Annotated in this window: 18 protein-coding genes; 6 read left to right on the forward strand and 12 right to left on the reverse strand. The window is 39.3% G+C overall.

What is annotated here, in order from left to right; translation table 11 throughout:
- Positions 1-133: 133 nt before the first annotated feature.
- From EXE09_RS00115 to EXE09_RS00125, 3 genes are all read right to left on the reverse strand, one after another.
- Complete coding sequence (locus EXE09_RS00115; protein ID WP_410117572.1) at positions 134-502, reverse strand: acyl-CoA thioesterase; 369 nt, start codon at positions 500-502, stop codon at positions 134-136.
- Between the two features lie 87 nt (positions 503-589).
- Positions 590-1,021, reverse strand: coding sequence for a thioredoxin TrxC (trxC, locus tag EXE09_RS00120; RefSeq protein ID WP_068973668.1), 432 nt, complete (start codon positions 1,019-1,021; stop codon positions 590-592).
- Complete coding sequence (locus EXE09_RS00125) at positions 1,022-1,918, reverse strand: alpha/beta hydrolase (RefSeq protein WP_068973669.1); 897 nt, start codon at positions 1,916-1,918, stop codon at positions 1,022-1,024.
- 125 nt (positions 1,919-2,043) lie between these two features.
- Here EXE09_RS00125 and EXE09_RS00130 point away from each other — a divergent pair, with 125 nt between their 5' ends.
- Together EXE09_RS00130 and msrA are read left to right on the forward strand one after the other, a co-directional pair.
- On the forward strand, positions 2,044-2,382 hold the full coding sequence (locus EXE09_RS00130; protein ID WP_130115945.1) for a TIGR01244 family sulfur transferase: 339 nt from the start codon (positions 2,044-2,046) through the stop codon (positions 2,380-2,382).
- 241 nt (positions 2,383-2,623) lie between these two features.
- A complete protein-coding gene (gene msrA, locus EXE09_RS00135) occupies positions 2,624-3,145 on the forward strand; it encodes a peptide-methionine (S)-S-oxide reductase MsrA (protein WP_087552159.1) in 522 nt (173 codons plus the stop codon).
- A gap of 83 nt (positions 3,146-3,228) precedes the next feature.
- Here the strand turns inward: msrA and EXE09_RS00140 are convergent, their stop codons facing one another.
- The 5 genes from EXE09_RS00140 to EXE09_RS00160 all read right to left on the reverse strand — a co-directional run bounded on the left by EXE09_RS00140 (position 3,229) and on the right by EXE09_RS00160 (position 6,918).
- Positions 3,229-3,633, reverse strand: a complete 405-nt coding sequence (locus EXE09_RS00140) for an ExbD/TolR family protein (RefSeq protein WP_068973672.1) — start codon at positions 3,631-3,633, stop codon at positions 3,229-3,231.
- Positions 3,633-4,256 (reverse strand): MotA/TolQ/ExbB proton channel family protein, encoded by a 624-nt coding sequence (locus tag EXE09_RS00145; RefSeq protein WP_068973673.1) that lies wholly within the window; start codon positions 4,254-4,256, stop codon positions 3,633-3,635. The genes EXE09_RS00140 and EXE09_RS00145 overlap by 1 nt, the downstream gene beginning before the upstream one ends.
- 12 nt (positions 4,257-4,268) lie before the next feature.
- Complete coding sequence (locus EXE09_RS00150; protein ID WP_087552160.1) at positions 4,269-5,036, reverse strand: energy transducer TonB; 768 nt, start codon at positions 5,034-5,036, stop codon at positions 4,269-4,271.
- A gap of 235 nt (positions 5,037-5,271) precedes the next feature.
- On the reverse strand, positions 5,272-6,138 hold the full coding sequence (gene purU / locus EXE09_RS00155; RefSeq protein ID WP_068973675.1) for a formyltetrahydrofolate deformylase: 867 nt from the start codon (positions 6,136-6,138) through the stop codon (positions 5,272-5,274).
- 87 nt (positions 6,139-6,225) lie between these two features.
- Positions 6,226-6,918, reverse strand: coding sequence for a TetR/AcrR family transcriptional regulator (locus EXE09_RS00160; RefSeq protein WP_068973676.1), 693 nt, complete (start codon positions 6,916-6,918; stop codon positions 6,226-6,228).
- 111 nt (positions 6,919-7,029) lie between these two features.
- On the opposite strand from EXE09_RS00160, the gene EXE09_RS00165 reads away from it, so the two are divergent.
- The 4 genes from EXE09_RS00165 to EXE09_RS00180 all read left to right on the forward strand — a co-directional run bounded on the left by EXE09_RS00165 (position 7,030) and on the right by EXE09_RS00180 (position 10,950).
- Positions 7,030-8,478 carry a coniferyl aldehyde dehydrogenase gene (locus tag EXE09_RS00165; protein ID WP_068973677.1) on the forward strand — a complete coding sequence of 483 codons (1,449 nt, stop codon included), beginning with the start codon at positions 7,030-7,032 and terminating at the stop codon, positions 8,476-8,478.
- Positions 8,479-8,643: 165 nt separating this feature from the next.
- The gene (gene rpmB, locus EXE09_RS00170; protein ID WP_000048256.1) at positions 8,644-8,880 is read left to right on the forward strand and encodes a 50S ribosomal protein L28; all 237 of its coding nucleotides are present in this window, start codon (positions 8,644-8,646) and stop codon (positions 8,878-8,880) included.
- 12 nt (positions 8,881-8,892) lie between these two features.
- Complete coding sequence (rpmG, locus tag EXE09_RS00175) at positions 8,893-9,048, forward strand: 50S ribosomal protein L33 (RefSeq protein ID WP_004976146.1); 156 nt, start codon at positions 8,893-8,895, stop codon at positions 9,046-9,048.
- 183 nt (positions 9,049-9,231) lie between these two features.
- Positions 9,232-10,950: a cation:proton antiporter gene (locus EXE09_RS00180; protein ID WP_068973678.1), complete on the forward strand. Its 1,719-nt coding sequence runs from the start codon at positions 9,232-9,234 to the stop codon at positions 10,948-10,950.
- Between the two features lie 70 nt (positions 10,951-11,020).
- Here EXE09_RS00180 and EXE09_RS00185 read toward each other — a convergent pair whose 3' ends face one another.
- The 4 genes from EXE09_RS00185 to EXE09_RS00200 all read right to left on the reverse strand — a co-directional run bounded on the left by EXE09_RS00185 (position 11,021) and on the right by EXE09_RS00200 (position 14,390).
- Positions 11,021-11,299, reverse strand: a complete 279-nt coding sequence (locus tag EXE09_RS00185; protein ID WP_068973679.1) for a hypothetical protein — start codon at positions 11,297-11,299, stop codon at positions 11,021-11,023.
- Positions 11,300-11,407: 108 nt separating this feature from the next.
- Complete coding sequence (locus EXE09_RS00190) at positions 11,408-11,911, reverse strand: DUF6586 family protein (protein WP_087552162.1); 504 nt, start codon at positions 11,909-11,911, stop codon at positions 11,408-11,410.
- A gap of 206 nt (positions 11,912-12,117) precedes the next feature.
- The gene (locus EXE09_RS00195; protein ID WP_068973681.1) at positions 12,118-12,369 is read right to left on the reverse strand and encodes an RNA recognition motif domain-containing protein; all 252 of its coding nucleotides are present in this window, start codon (positions 12,367-12,369) and stop codon (positions 12,118-12,120) included.
- Between the two features lie 29 nt (positions 12,370-12,398).
- Complete coding sequence (locus EXE09_RS00200) at positions 12,399-14,390, reverse strand: ATP-dependent helicase (RefSeq protein WP_130115946.1); 1,992 nt, start codon at positions 14,388-14,390, stop codon at positions 12,399-12,401.
- Between the last annotated feature and the right edge of the window lie 58 nt (positions 14,391-14,448).

A 14,448-nucleotide genomic window follows, 5' to 3' on the forward strand; every position in this document is an offset into this window, starting at 1 on the left:
AGTGCCTCGAGCCGCAGGCTAATCCCTAAATCTAAATAATTGATGTAAGACTCCGTCAAGGAGAATTAATATAATTTGAAAAATGAGTACTTTATTTTTCAAATGCGTAACATCAATTACTTAAGCAAATCAATTAAGCACTTTGAGTACTTAAAAACTTCTGCTTCACATCTTCAGGAATCTGACGCTTATTCCCCGCTACATCAACAGCAACAAAAGTAAATACACCTGCTGTCACACGTTTTGCTTCACGAGAACTGTCATGGCTATCCCAAACTTCAATCTGCATTTGAATCGAGGTATTGCCCACTTTCAAAATCTTGGTATAACAACTAATCACATCACCCACTTTCACAGGGACTAAAAACGTCATTTGATTAATTGAAATGGTTGCACAACGTCCTTTACTAAAACGTTCTGCATGAATTGCACCTGCCAAATCCATTTGTGAAACGATCCAACCACCAAAAACATCACCACTCCAGTTTGTATCTGCTGGCATAGCAATCGTTTGTAAAGATAGTGTACCTTCAGGTTTTACATGAGAATCTGACACAATAACTCCGAGTTCATAAAATTTTATGAGCGATTATTTAAGGGCATTCAATTGTTGATCTAACCATTCTTGCAATTGGTTAGCACGTAGCGCACCACTTATTCTAGCAACTTCCGTGGTTTTATTCATTAAAACTAGGGTTGGAATACTGCGAATATTGAAAGCACTGCTTAAACGCGGATTCGCCTCAGTATCAATTTTTGCAAAAACAACATTCGGATTGGTTTTTGCTACCTCAGCAAAATGTGGCGCCATCATTTTACAAGGACCACACCAGTCAGCCCATAAATCAATAATGATCGGTAAGTCACTATTGCTGACAAAGTTACTAAAATTTTGCTCATTAAGTTCAATTGGCGCCAATGGCACGAGGTTTTGATGACATTGACCACAAGTCGGTTGTGCAGTTAACTTATCTTCAGGTACACGGTTTTTCGCACCACATGACGGGCATACAATAATCATCTAGCTCACTCCAATATGTTGATGTAAGAATTCTAATTGGGTCAAAATTGCTTTTTCCAACCATTTGCCATGATAAATATCAAAATGCGCCATATTCCACTCATGATATTGTACAAAAGGTGCAATATTGGTTGCCGTTTCTCGACTGGATTCAATCGGAATAAAACTGTCTTTTTTCGCTGCAATAAACAGCACTGGAATATTGATGCTACGTACAGTTTGGATTGGTCTAAACCTGATTAAATTAAAAAATACCCGTGCTGGAACTTCCCCACTCCAGAAATAATCAGGGTTGACGATCGACATATAACCGTTATAACCATCTTTCGTTGGAATAAAAGACAAATCAAAAGGATGCACCACGGGCAAAGTCCTGATCTGCATCCCAACCTTTGCACCCATATAATCCTGACTGGATATTTTCAATGCTTTAGGCAATTGCTGAATCGGAAATAATTTTGCGGTTTCAGCACCATCTACAAATGGCACTTGCACCATAATGGCTTGGACATTTTTTAATTCACTAGCAAGTGTAAGCACATAACCTGCACTTAATGAGGTTCCCCAAAGAACCATTTTTTTAGTATTGATTTTCTTTTGTGTGGCAACATAATTCACCACGGTTTTCCAATCCTCCATTTGATCTTTCAAAGAAACGATTTCTCTCGGAAAACCTGTACTTCCACCCCAAAACCGGTAATCGAATAGCACAACGGCATAACCTGCTTGAGCAAATTTCTGCGCAAAAGGAATCAATTTAAATTGTCTTAGGGCAGCAAAACCATGCGCCATGATAATCACAGCTGGCTTTTTGACATTCTTGGGTCGGTAAAAATCCGCAGCAATGACTTCCTGCCCAATCGGTACATACAGTGGCTCAACTGTATACGCGTACATACACACTCCATTGCGTTATCTTTTGAGATAATTCTTTTATAAATCTTTTGTTGTTTAAGCTCACATTTCAGCTTAATGCTATTATATATAGCATAACTGTTCCGAAATAATATAGGAGTGACAAAATGAGTGAAAATGTTGGCTTTGCAGGTCAAATAGGTCCAGAACATATTGAACAAGTACTTGAAAAAGGATTCAAATCTGTGATCAATAACCGTCCAGATATGGAAGGTGGTCCAGAACAACCGACCAGTGCTCAGATTGAAGAAGCTGCTCGTGCGGCAGGCTTAGACTACGTTTACCAACCTGTTGTTGCAGGTCAAATTACTGAAATTGACGTGAGAGCTTTTGCCAATCACTACAATGAACTACCTAAACCTGTATTGATGTTCTGTCGTACAGGCAACCGTTCAAACAATCTGTATCAAATTGCCAAACAAATGGACTTATTAGACGACGAATAAGTCTAGATACTGTTCCATTTCATCGGCATTCCACATAGAGAATGCCTTTGAATCCATAAGATTCATGACAAAATATATTCCGCACGTGAATCAAACCCAAATCATTTAAGCATCACCTCTAAATGATAGGTCTAAAGCTTGTATAGTTTTTCTAAAAAAGTGATATGACAAAAGCGTCAGTTTCACGTTATGATTATTCTATAAATGAATTGCATAACTGCAAAATAAAAGGAATATTTTCATGCAACAGGCTTTATTCGGCGGTGGCTGTTTCTGGTGTACCGAAGCTGTATTTTTACAACTCAAAGGCATCCAACAGGTGGTCAGTGGCTATGCAGGTGGGCACACTATTGATCCGACCTATGAAGCAATTTGCAATGGAGATACCAACCATGCAGAAGTCATTTTGATTAGTTTTGACGAACAACAAATCAATTATCAACAATTGCTCACTGTATTTTTTGCCATTCATGATCCAACAACACTCAACCGTCAAGGCAATGACATCGGAACCCAATATCGCTCTGTGATTTACTATTTTGATGAACAACAAAAATTAGAAGCTGAACAATTCATTGAAAAACTAAAAGCTGAGAATTTAGATATTGTGACTGAACTCAGCCCTGTTCCAACCTTCTACCCTGCTGAAGAATATCATCAAAACTATTTTGCGAAGAATCCTGCACAAGGCTACTGTAACTTTGCCATTCCGCCGAAACTTTTAAAATTACATAGTCAGTTTAAGGATTTACTTAAAGACTAATTTTCATTATGAATAAACACAAAAAAACCTCCTGAATGATCTAGGAGGTTTTTTTATTCAGACATATTTACTGAATTAAATTATTAGTTATCACTCATAAAAGCAAGATCATTTAGACCCGCTTCACTGGCACGTGACATTACTTGTGCCACCGTGTCATAACGCGACTCTTTGTCTGCACGAAGCTGTACAGCAGGCTTCACAGGCTTTTGACCTTCCTCATTAAAACGAGTCGATAACTCATCTAAACTAATGATTTGATCATTCCAAGCCACTTCACCTTGTTGATTAATACTAATCGTAATCGCTTCAGGTGGTGGTGTCTGAATTTCAGCAGTGGTTTTTGGTAATGTTAATGGTATCGATGGGTTAGCAACGGTTGCTGTCACCAAAAAGATGATCATCAATACCAACATAATATCGATCAGCGGAATGAGATTCATCTCATTCATGCCAGAGTCGTTGTCTTCTCCCAATTGAAAAGCCATTAAGCTTGACCTCCAACTAAACCTTTATTACTTGATTCAACTTCAACTTTTTGAGTTGAAGAATCTTGCTGCAACATGGTATCAATCAACAAACCGTGAGCTTGATCTTGCAATTCATTAGATAATGTACGGTTAAAACGCACACAGATGTTATATGCCAATACTGCAGGAATCGCCACAGCAAGACCGAGACCTGTCATGATCAGCGCTTCACCTACAGGTGTTGCCACTTGCGCTAAACCTGCTTGACCACTTTTACCCACTGCAACAAGTGCATGGAAAATCCCCCACACTGTACCGAATAAACCAACGAATGGTGCAAGAGATGCAATCGTACCTAAAACCGAAACACCTTTTTCAGCATTGGCTTTTTCCACATTGATTTGACGAAGCAAAGCTTGTTCTGCGACTGCTTTACGTTGATCAAAACCCAAAGGAGCAAGTTTTGCTTTTAATGATTGCAGTGCTTGCGCAAGTTGTGCTTGCGCCACTTGTTTTAATTGGCGTGTGCCTAAAATACGCAAAATGAACACCGTCCAAGTTGCAATAGACATTGCCAATAATACGAAATACAGTGTTTTACTGATCGCATCAGCATGTTGCCAATAAACTGAAAAGTTCATCTGGAACTCCTATTATTTTGTCGGTGCTAAATCAAATGGTTGCTCAGCGCTAATTGGATAAGCGATACCATTTTCTTTATAAGGTTTAAATCTTGCATTGCGTACAGCATTTGAAATTCTACTCGCCATTTCAGAACCACAGCTTGAGTTTATTACATTTGCACTAGTCACTTTACCTTTTTCATTCGCTTTAATCGAAATCACAACACGGCAACCACCCGCAGGAATCTCACCATTTTGAAACTTAAATTTTGGCGATAAACTCCATTGTACCCCTGCACCAATCGATACAGTTTTAGGTGCTGGTGGCGCAGGATCAGCTTTCGGTGCTGGTGCAGGCTCAGGTTTTGGCTCTGGTACAGGTTCAGGCTTCGGTAAAGGTTTTGGCGTAGGTGTCGGCGTAACTGTTGTCGAGATCACTGGTGCCGGTTTAACATTCACTGGTTTTTCAACCACTTTTACCGTATCAGCTTTTTTCACTTCCTTAATTTTTTCCACTTTCTTTGGTGGTGGAGGCAATTCTTTTTCAACAATTTTAACTTGTTTAGGTTTCGGCGGCTCTTTTGGTTTCGGTGGTTCTTTTGGCTTTGGCGGCTCTTTAATTTTTACAAATTTGACTTTTAACGGTTCTTTTTTAATTTGAGGTAACTCAGGTGTTTTCATCTGACTGACAGCCCACAACACACCTGTGTGCCCGACAATCACTGCTAAAATTGCAGCAATAACTTTTTTCTTCATCGGTGGTGGCGTTTGAAGTGGTGCTGTGGAAGACTGACTCATAAGAATCTAAATACCTAAAATTAAGCCATCTAAAATCATTGAATTTAAATCATCAAATTGATTTATAGATGAAGCTCATCGGATAGAACAATTAAAGTAGCGCAATGATAAATGAGAAGTGTTTTCATTTGCAACTACTTTTTGGTTGCTTTTAATCGATTTTCCAAATAAAAAAGTAAAAAAAGGATGCCTAAAGCATCCTTTTTTTTAACTGAATTTCATGAATATTCACATATTATTGAAATACCACAGTTTTATTACCATCGACAATAATGCGATCTTCTAGGTGCCATTTCACAGCTCTTGCCAATACATTACGCTCTACATCTTGACCTAATTCACGTAATTGATCGACTGTAAAATCATGACTTACACGTTCCACATCTTGTTCAATGATTGGACCTTGATCGAGATCAGCAGTCACATAATGCGCTGTCGCACCAATCAATTTCACACCTTTCTCATGTGCTTGTTTATATGGATTTGCACCTACAAATGCAGGCAAGAATGAGTGATGAATATTGATAATTTTCATTTCCCATTTTTGTACAAATTCTTCATCTAGAATTTGCATATAACGAGCAAGAACGAGTAAATCATTGCCCTGCATCAATTCATCAATTTTGGCATAAGCTTCACGCTTATTTTCTTTATTTACAGGTACAACTTCAAACGGAATACCAAAATTTTCCACGGCTTCTTTAAGATCAGGATGATTCGAAACTACTTTGGTAATTTCGCAAGGCAAACCACCACGTGCATGACGCCACAATAGCTCAAGCAATGCATGGTCAACTTTCGACACCAAAATTCCGACTTTTTTCACATCACTGACCAAAGCCAAACGCCACTGCATTTCATAACGTTCAGCAACATTCGTCGCAAATGTTTGAAGCAAACTTTCACGACGACTTTGTAAATGATCCAATTCAAACTCAACACGCATGAAATAACGCCCGCCCTGAGCTTCAGTCGCGTATTGATCAAGCGCAGTGATGTTCGCGCCTTGATGATACAAAAAGCTCGATACAGCTTGCACGATGCCGGGCTTGTCTTCACAAGTAATCAGCAGACGTGCTGTGTTGGCAGTAGTCATGTTCATGTTAATGGGTATCACTTATATAAATTAATTTTAAAAACAGCCGAATATTCTAACGCTTTTTCGCTAGCTTTCAATCTCGTTTCAACATCAATCGTGCTTTGTCGCAGATAAACTGGCAAATAATTCAGAAGAACCAAAACTTTCGAGTAAGCGTTCATAAGTCTCACGACTTTCACCACGCAAATAAGGTCCTTCCAAGAACACCATTTGACGTAAAGCTTGCCAAATCCATTTTTCATCCAAATGGTTTGAATCGCTGAGATGACCCGACATATATAAGAAGTTCGTCCAGTTGGTTAGGACGATCCAAATATTGATGATTAATGCTTCGATTTCAGAAGGCGTCATTTGCATCAAGCCTGCTTCCACAAAGGCATGATAAATTTTCTGCCCTTGTTGCATCACTTTACCCGCAAAACGTGGGTAAATTTTTCTAAAATCTTCATTATTTTCAATCAAATGATATACATCACGATGCAGAAAGCGATATTCCCATAGCTGGCTACTCAAAACTTGGAAATAACGAATTTTGTCATTTGCATTGACTGCACGGTCATCGGGTAATGAAAGCATGTTCAAAGTTTCTTTTTGGTACTGCTCCATCAACTCCTTGATGATTTCTTGCTTATTCCGAAAATGGTAATACAAGTTCCCAGGGCTGATCCCAAGCTCAGCCGCAATATGGTTTGTCGTCACCGAACGCTCGCCACGCTCATTAAAAAGTTGCAGGCTAATCTGCAAAATTCGGTCTTTCGTTTTCAAAGTTTTGGAACTTGACATCCTATTACCATGTTTAACCGTTAGCACTTGCTAACATAAAGTGACTTGACTATTTAGAGTATTTACTCTAAAAAATATATTATATTAATCGATCCATAAATGGTACTTACCATGAACAGTCAAACAAAAACAAATTCAATGACGCCTTATTCACCTGAAGTTCAACACATGCATGACATTCTTGAACAACAGAAAATTGCTTATCAACGTCATCCAGTGCCAACAGCAAAAGAACGTATTGAACGTTTAGCACGTTTAAAGAAGGTTCTCGTAAAATATCAAGATCAATTGGCAGATGCAATTAATCAAGATTATGGCAATCGCTCTATCAGCGAAACCAAAATTGGAGAGTTACTCACATGTTTAGAGCAAATTAAATATTATAGCAAGCATTTAAGCACTTGGATGAAACCATCTAAACGCCATGTTTCTATGTTACATCAACCTGCAAAAGCTTGGGTGCAGTACCAACCTTTAGGTGTAATCGGGATTATTGCACCATGGAATTATCCATTAATTCTTTCGGTTGGCCCTTTAATTTGTGCATTGGCAGCGGGCAACCATGCCATGCTTAAAATTTCAAGCTCATCAGCAAACTTTGGTCATGTGCTTGAAAATGCCTTGTCTGAAGCATTTCCGCAAGAATTGGTTGCTGTGATCAATGGTGGTGGCGCAATTTCAGATGCATTCTCACACTTAGCATTTGATAAAATCATTTTTACAGGTTCAACCAATGTCGGTAAAACCGTCATGTCTGCTGCGGCTGAGAATTTAGTTCCAGTTATCCTTGAGTTAGGTGGAAAATCACCTGTAATCGTACATCCATCCAGTGATTTAAAGCTGGTGGCTGAACGTATTGCCTTTGGTAAATTATGGAACTCAGGTCAAACTTGTGTTGCACCTGACTATATGTTCCTGCCTAAGGGAAAAACCAAAGAATTCATTGAAAACTTTAGACAAGCTGCAACGTCGATGTACCCTTCTATTCGTGATAATCAAGACTACACCAGTATTATCAATGATAAACAATACAATCGTATCCAAGGTTATTTAGAAGATGCTCGTCAACAAGGTGCAGACATCATTGAAATTAATCCTAAAAATGAAGATCTAAGCTCAGTCCGCAAAATCGCACCTACATTCCTGTCTGGCGTACTACCAACCATGGACATCATGAAAAATGAAATCTTTGGCCCAGTACTTCCGATCATGGAATATGATCAAATAGACGATGTAATTGACTTTATTAATGGCAGACCACGTCCACTTGCTTTATACTATTTCGACTTTGACAATGCCCGTGCAGATTACGTTTCGCAACGTACCCATTCTGGGCATTTCGGTCAAAATGCCGTGCTTACCCATGTCGCACAAGACGATCTTCCTTTTGGTGGCGTTGGTGCATCAGGTATGGGCAAATATCATGGCCCTGAAGGATTCTTCGGTTTGTCGCATGAGCGTTCAGTGATGTCTATTCCAAAGCTATTTAGCTTAAAATTCATCTTACCGCCGTACGATAAACCTCTAAATAAGATTTTAGAGAAAACTTTCTTACGCTAACTGATCAAGGCATGATCTATCACAATAGATCATGTTGCGTTTTGACGAATTCCGCTTGTCTTTTAAGCGGAATTTTGGTATAAAACGCCCCTTGAATGAATTCAATCCGTTTTATTTTGACTGGCCATACAGATTTGCTGTTGGCTAAATCAATGGAGTTACACCATGTCTAAGGTTTGCCAAGTTACCGGCAAGCGTCCAGTCGTTGGTAACAACGTCTCACACGCCAACAACAAAACTAAACGCCGGTTCGAGCCGAACCTGCATCACCACCGTTTCTGGTTAGAAAGCGAAAAACGTTTTGTACGTCTTCGTTTAACCACTAAAGGTATGCGTATTATCGACAAATTGGGCATTGAAAAGGTTGTTGCTGACCTACGTGCTCAAGGTCAAAAGATCTAAGGAGTCTGAACCATGCGTGATAAAATTCGCCTAGTTTCTACTGCTGGTACAGGTTATTTCTATACCACTACTAAGAACAAACGTACTATGCCGGAAAAAATGGAAATCAAAAAATTTGATCCAAAAATCCGTCAACACGTAGTTTTCAAAGAAGCTAAAATTAAATAATTTTAGTTTTCTGAAAAAATACGACCCACTTGGGTCGTTTTTTTTGCCCTTTTTTTCTTCAAATTGGTAAAATTATCGGCATATTTGGCACTCTTTGTGCTTTTCCAATATGACTTTTAACTAAGTTACTCTTCTAGAAATGATTTTTTGAATGATTTCTCCTCAATGTTTAAGGAGTATTTTGTGCCTCATGATGTAGATTTGATCATTTTACTTGCAGTTGGTTTTGGTATTGCCCTTATTTTTGGCTATATCGCTGCTCGGTTACGTCTACCTCCTTTGATCGGGTATTTAATTGCAGGGATTATCATTAGTCCCAACACGCCTGGCGTTGTCGCAGATATTGCGCTTGCCAATCAACTTGCAGAACTCGGTGTGATGTTCCTAATGTTTGGTGTGGGCATGCATTTTTCTCTCAATGATCTAATGCAAGTCCGAAAAATTGCTCTACCTGGTGCAATTCTACAAATTACAGTCGCCACCTGTTTAGGTATGATCGTATCGCATTTTTGGGGTTGGGGTTGGGGTTCAGCGCTTGTATTTGGTCTAAGCTTATCTTGTGCAAGTACTGTCGTATTGCTTAAAGCCTTAGGTGATAAAGGTTTATTGGACTCAGTCAATGGTAAAATCGCAGTCGGCTGGCTCTTGGTTGAAGACCTTGCCATGGTTTTGGTTTTGGTTCTGCTTCCAGCAACAGCCGTTTTATTGGGGGGTCATGCACCAGAAGGTCATGCGGCAGATGAAAATATTTGGCTAACGCTTGGGATTACTCTACTCAAAGTCACAGGCTTTATTGCTTTTATGCTGATTATTGGCAAACGCCTCGTTCCAATGATCATGCAATATGTCGCTCGTTTGGGTTCTAGAGAGCTTTTTACACTGACTGTCGTTGCAGCAGCAGTTTCAATTGCCTATGGCTCATACGCGATCTTTGGCGTTTCTATGGCACTTGGTGCATTCTTTGCGGGAATGGTCGTCAAAGAATCAGACTTTAGTCATCGTGCAGAAGAAGAAACGCTGCCGTTACGTGAAATTTTCTCAATTTTATTCTTCGTTTCTGTCGGAATGCTGTTCGACCCACGTATCATTGTGGAACAACCGCTTCACATCCTTGCCGTTATTGCCATCATTATGATTGGTAAAACCATTGCAGCAATGGCATTAGTATTATTCTTCCGTTATCCAATTAATACAGCACTAACAGTGGGTGCAAGTTTGGCACAGATTGGAGAGTTCTCATTTATCCTAGCAACTCTAGGTTTATCTTTAGGTTTACTCACACCTGAAGCACAGAACCTAATTTTAGCAGGTGCTTTATTTTCAATTACGCTCAACTCATTTTTATTCTCTGCGATTGAACCTGTACAAAATTGGATTCGTGAACGTTCACATTTGGCGCGTTTATTAGAACGTAGTGGTGACCCTTTAGCCATGCTCCCTGATGAGGTTGATCAAGACTATTTACGTGATCAAGTCGTGATTGTGGGTCATGGTGAAGTTGGACGTCGTATCACCAAAACCCTAATGGATGACGGGATTAAAGTTGTTATTGCCGAAGAAAATCGTGAAATTGTTGAAAATCTACGTGAAAAAGGCATAGCTGCGGTTTCTGGTCGTGCAACTGAACCGAGTGTACTGATTCAAGCGCATATTCAACATGCGCGCCTATTGGTCATTTCACCGATGGACATTGTCGATATTCATAAAATTGTCGATACTGCAAAATTACTTAATCCTCAGATTCAAGTGCTTGTTTGTGCTGAGAATAAAGAAGAAGCCGAAGTCATTCGTAAAGATGACATTGGTGACGTCTATTATGCCAAAGAGGAAATGGCAAAAAATATGAGCAATCATATTTTAAATCAAATCCAAATTGCCCATCATCATCAACCAACACATTGATGATTCTTTGAATAAGCACAAAAAACGCACTTTAAAGTGCGTTTTTTTAATGTGTATGAATTCAAAAAAATTAACTCATAAATTTCGGTTGTTCATCCACAACTTCTGCATGCCACTCATCAGACTGCTTTTCTAGCAATGCAAACAAAGCTGCTTGAATCATTTGTTGTGCAATTGCAGGTGTTTGATCCCCTAACAATGCTTTCACTTCATCATTAAACTGAATCGTCACTAATGGCTCTTTTTCAGAACCTGCATTACGAAGTGCCAACTCTCCACCTTCGAGTTGTACCAACTCCAATATCGCTTCTTGATTCCCAAATAACTCTTTTAACTGTTCAATAGACATAAACCCTCCATGCGCAACATGGGGCAAAATACTGAATGCATTTTGCATCTTGTAAGTATTTTATATAGTCATTCAAAACAAAATTTCAAGTCAATCTGATCAATTTAATCAGAATTCCACCATTTCATTACGAAAACCATCAATGAGGTGAGTTAAATCTCGGTGCCATTCTCTTAAAATCTTAGTATCAGGCAACCATGCTTGTGGTGTTTGAGTAACTTTAATAATCAAATTTGAAGATGTTTCATCTTCTGGTTCAGGTGCACTTGGCTCAGGTGCATATTGGCACAGACGATAAGCTCTTTTTAATTCCGCAATAAAACCACTTTTTGCAAGCTGTTGCATCACTACAACTTCTGGTGAAACTTGCCCTTTTGCCGCCATATTTTCTTCAATTGATTTCAGTGTCGGAGCAAGATCATTTAAACGATAATAACGTACCAATTCTTGTAAAAATGCTAAGACCCCTCCATGTAAATGAAAAACTGCTGCTTCACGGTGCGCCTGCGCTTGTTGTACATTTTCACTCTGCTCTGCTTGCATACAAGAAAGGCGAGCAAAATAGAGTTTTTGATTGGTACGGTCTGCATGAAAGCGGGCTACACGTGACATGATTATTTCCTAGGATTTTGGCATTTATTACACACTTAGCTTAATCTTTATTGGAACAAATTCACAATAATTTATTAATGAATTCAAACTAAAAATATTTAAGCCCCATTGTAAAATTATTTAGCAATGTAGTTATCCAATTCAGCTTTCCACTATCCAATAAAAAAAGGAGCAATCTATGCTCCTTTCTATGCCACCATACTCAATTAAGCTTTTGGCTTATCTTCTGCCGCTTTGACACGAATACCCGCACCTTTCACTTTGAGTGTATTCAAGCCTTTGATCGCTTTAATCGCTTCACGACCATTTGGCATTTCCACAAAGCCAAAGCCTTTCGACTTCTTGGTTTCTGCATCCATCACCACAACAGCAGACTCAACCGTACCAAAAGGTTTAAACAATTCAAGCAATTCCGCTTCTGTGACTGAACGCTCTAAGTTACGTACTAAAATTTTCATGATCAAACCTAAAATATCTTCGCTATAGTTTAATCCAGATCAATACCAAAATCTAAATTAATCCGCTTTCGTTCGATCAAAGCACTTTTTACCGTTTGCTCACGCTGACGATAATGGGTTTCAGTGGTACATAAATTCCGAGTTAAATCATTGAGAAAATAGCTTTCCACCTTACGACCTTTTTCATCAGTTTGAGTATGCGCCCAAAAACTTAAATTTTGTTTGGTTAATATCAACTCATTTTGTGCACGGGTTAGCGCCACGTACAACACACGGCGTTCTTCTTCCACTTCATCAAAATTACCTTGCGCACGTGCATGTGGATATTGCCCTGCAGAAACATTTGCCACATAACAGACTTTTTGCTCAGTCCCTTTAGCGGAGTGAATGGTAATTAAAGTCACCACATCATCTTGAGATTGACGCTCTATTTCTGAAATAGACACAGGATCGAGCACGTATTCTTCTAAAAACTCACTCAGTTGTGAATGTTTCGAAGCCAATTGTTTAACTAGGTCAAAATCCCCCACTCGTTTATGCCAATCTTTCTTGGCATAATTTTCTTCAAGTTGATTGAGAATGGCTTCGACACCCAATTTGACACAGGCTTCTACTTCAGTTTTGAGTACTGACATTTGCTTCATAATCAGCAGAGTATTGTCAGGAATACGTCCAAACTTTTCTAATTTCTCAAACAGTTTATCTAAGTCAGATTCAAGTAAAAGTTGCTGTGCAAGCTTACTTGCTCCAACATCGCCAACACCATTCCACAGAGTTAAAAAGCGCATCCACGCAATATCATCCATTGGATTGGCGATCACACGAAGTAAACTCAGTAAATCTTTAACATGCGCTGTTTCAAGCAATTTCATCCCACCAATAAAACGATATGGCACATTGGCTTGGATAAATGCCGCCTCGACATGACGTGCTGCAAAGGCTGAACGCACCAAGACCATGTGATCATTCCACGCAGCCGCTTCAAGCAAATGCCGTTCTTTTATGTCGATGGCAATCCATTTTGCTTCATCAAACTCATTGGGAAAAACGTGCATTTTCGGTTTAATGCCATCACCACGATAGGCTTCTAATTTTTTATCGTAGTGAATTTCGCTTTGATCAAGCAACCAATTAGACAGGTCTAAAATTTCTTGGGTGGAACGATAATTTTTTTCGAGTTTAAAAATTTCTGCATTAGGCACTCGATCTTTGAAATGGTGAATATTTTCAAAGTCCGCACCACGGAATCCATAAATCGACTGTGCATCATCCCCCACACAGAACAATGAAGTTTTGTCTTTCAGTGGTTCTAAAATCGCCCATTGCAATGGATTGGTGTCTTGCATCTCATCCACGAGCATGTGTTGACACAACCCTGCCACATAATCGGTCAAGCCCTCAGACTGTGCCAAACCTGAAGCAACTACAGCTAAAATATCATCATAATCTAGAAAATTACGAGTACGTTTTCGGCTTTCGTACTCTTTCATAATCTCGGCGATTTGATCTTTATATTCTAAAAATTCAGGCAATTGTTTTTCTAAAGCCAAGCTGAGTTTTTGACGGGTATTGCGCGCGAATGAATAGAGGTCGCAAAGCTGTTGTGGCTTGGGTAATGCATTTGGATTTTTCTTATCATCTTTGCCACGGATTAAGCGGAATAACATCAGTTGATCATCACGATCAATAATTGAAAATTGTTCTAATCCAAAGGCTTTTGGCACACGGCGCAAGAGGTACATGCAAAAGGTATGAAATGTCGAAGCACGTAAGCCTTTGGCTTGATCACCCAAAGCGAGTTCCACACGTGCCACGATTTCACTCGCAGAACGGCGGGTAAAAGTCAGGATTTGGATTTGATTGGCAGGTACACCTTGATCTATCAGGTATGCTGCACGTGCCACGATGGTTTTGGTTTTGCCACAACCTGCCCCAGCAAGTACTAAACTGTGTTTTGTTTCAGTCGTAGCAGCTTGTTTTTGTTGAGGGTTTAATTCATTGATCAGGTTGGCTAAACTCATGGGTACTCATCGTGTTGTGGATGAAGGTAGTTTAGCAGAGCTATCGTGAAATAAGGCA

This window comes from Acinetobacter sp. WCHAc060025, assembly GCF_004209355.1.
GTDB lineage: Bacteria > Pseudomonadota > Gammaproteobacteria > Pseudomonadales > Moraxellaceae > Acinetobacter > Acinetobacter wuhouensis.

What these genes read in the sequence shown, in the direction of transcription:
- rpmB (WP_000048256.1), top strand. Translation starts at nt 8,644, where the DNA reads ATGTCTAAGGTTTGCCAAGTTACCGGCAAGCGTCCAGTCGTTGGTAAC.
- EXE09_RS00145 (WP_068973673.1), bottom strand. Translation starts at nt 4,256, where the DNA reads ATGAACTTTTCAGTTTATTGGCAACATGCTGATGCGATCAGTAAAACA.
- trxC (WP_068973668.1), bottom strand. Translation starts at nt 1,021, where the DNA reads ATGATTATTGTATGCCCGTCATGTGGTGCGAAAAACCGTGTACCTGAA.
- EXE09_RS00125 (WP_068973669.1), bottom strand. Translation starts at nt 1,918, where the DNA reads ATGTACGCGTATACAGTTGAGCCACTGTATGTACCGATTGGGCAGGAA.
- EXE09_RS00200 (WP_130115946.1), bottom strand. Translation starts at nt 14,390, where the DNA reads ATGAGTTTAGCCAACCTGATCAATGAATTAAACCCTCAACAAAAACAA.
- EXE09_RS00195 (WP_068973681.1), bottom strand. Translation starts at nt 12,369, where the DNA reads ATGAAAATTTTAGTACGTAACTTAGAGCGTTCAGTCACAGAAGCGGAA.
- purU (WP_068973675.1), bottom strand. Translation starts at nt 6,138, where the DNA reads ATGAACATGACTACTGCCAACACAGCACGTCTGCTGATTACTTGTGAA.
- msrA (WP_087552159.1), top strand. Translation starts at nt 2,624, where the DNA reads ATGCAACAGGCTTTATTCGGCGGTGGCTGTTTCTGGTGTACCGAAGCT.
- rpmG (WP_004976146.1), top strand. Translation starts at nt 8,893, where the DNA reads ATGCGTGATAAAATTCGCCTAGTTTCTACTGCTGGTACAGGTTATTTC.
- EXE09_RS00140 (WP_068973672.1), bottom strand. Translation starts at nt 3,633, where the DNA reads ATGGCTTTTCAATTGGGAGAAGACAACGACTCTGGCATGAATGAGATG.
- EXE09_RS00150 (WP_087552160.1), bottom strand. Translation starts at nt 5,036, where the DNA reads ATGAGTCAGTCTTCCACAGCACCACTTCAAACGCCACCACCGATGAAG.
- EXE09_RS00130 (WP_130115945.1), top strand. Translation starts at nt 2,044, where the DNA reads ATGAGTGAAAATGTTGGCTTTGCAGGTCAAATAGGTCCAGAACATATT.
- EXE09_RS00190 (WP_087552162.1), bottom strand. Translation starts at nt 11,911, where the DNA reads ATGTCACGTGTAGCCCGCTTTCATGCAGACCGTACCAATCAAAAACTC.
- EXE09_RS00160 (WP_068973676.1), bottom strand. Translation starts at nt 6,918, where the DNA reads ATGTCAAGTTCCAAAACTTTGAAAACGAAAGACCGAATTTTGCAGATT.
- EXE09_RS00185 (WP_068973679.1), bottom strand. Translation starts at nt 11,299, where the DNA reads ATGTCTATTGAACAGTTAAAAGAGTTATTTGGGAATCAAGAAGCGATA.
- EXE09_RS00115 (WP_410117572.1), bottom strand. Translation starts at nt 502, where the DNA reads ATGCCAGCAGATACAAACTGGAGTGGTGATGTTTTTGGTGGTTGGATC.
- EXE09_RS00165 (WP_068973677.1), top strand. Translation starts at nt 7,030, where the DNA reads ATGAACAGTCAAACAAAAACAAATTCAATGACGCCTTATTCACCTGAA.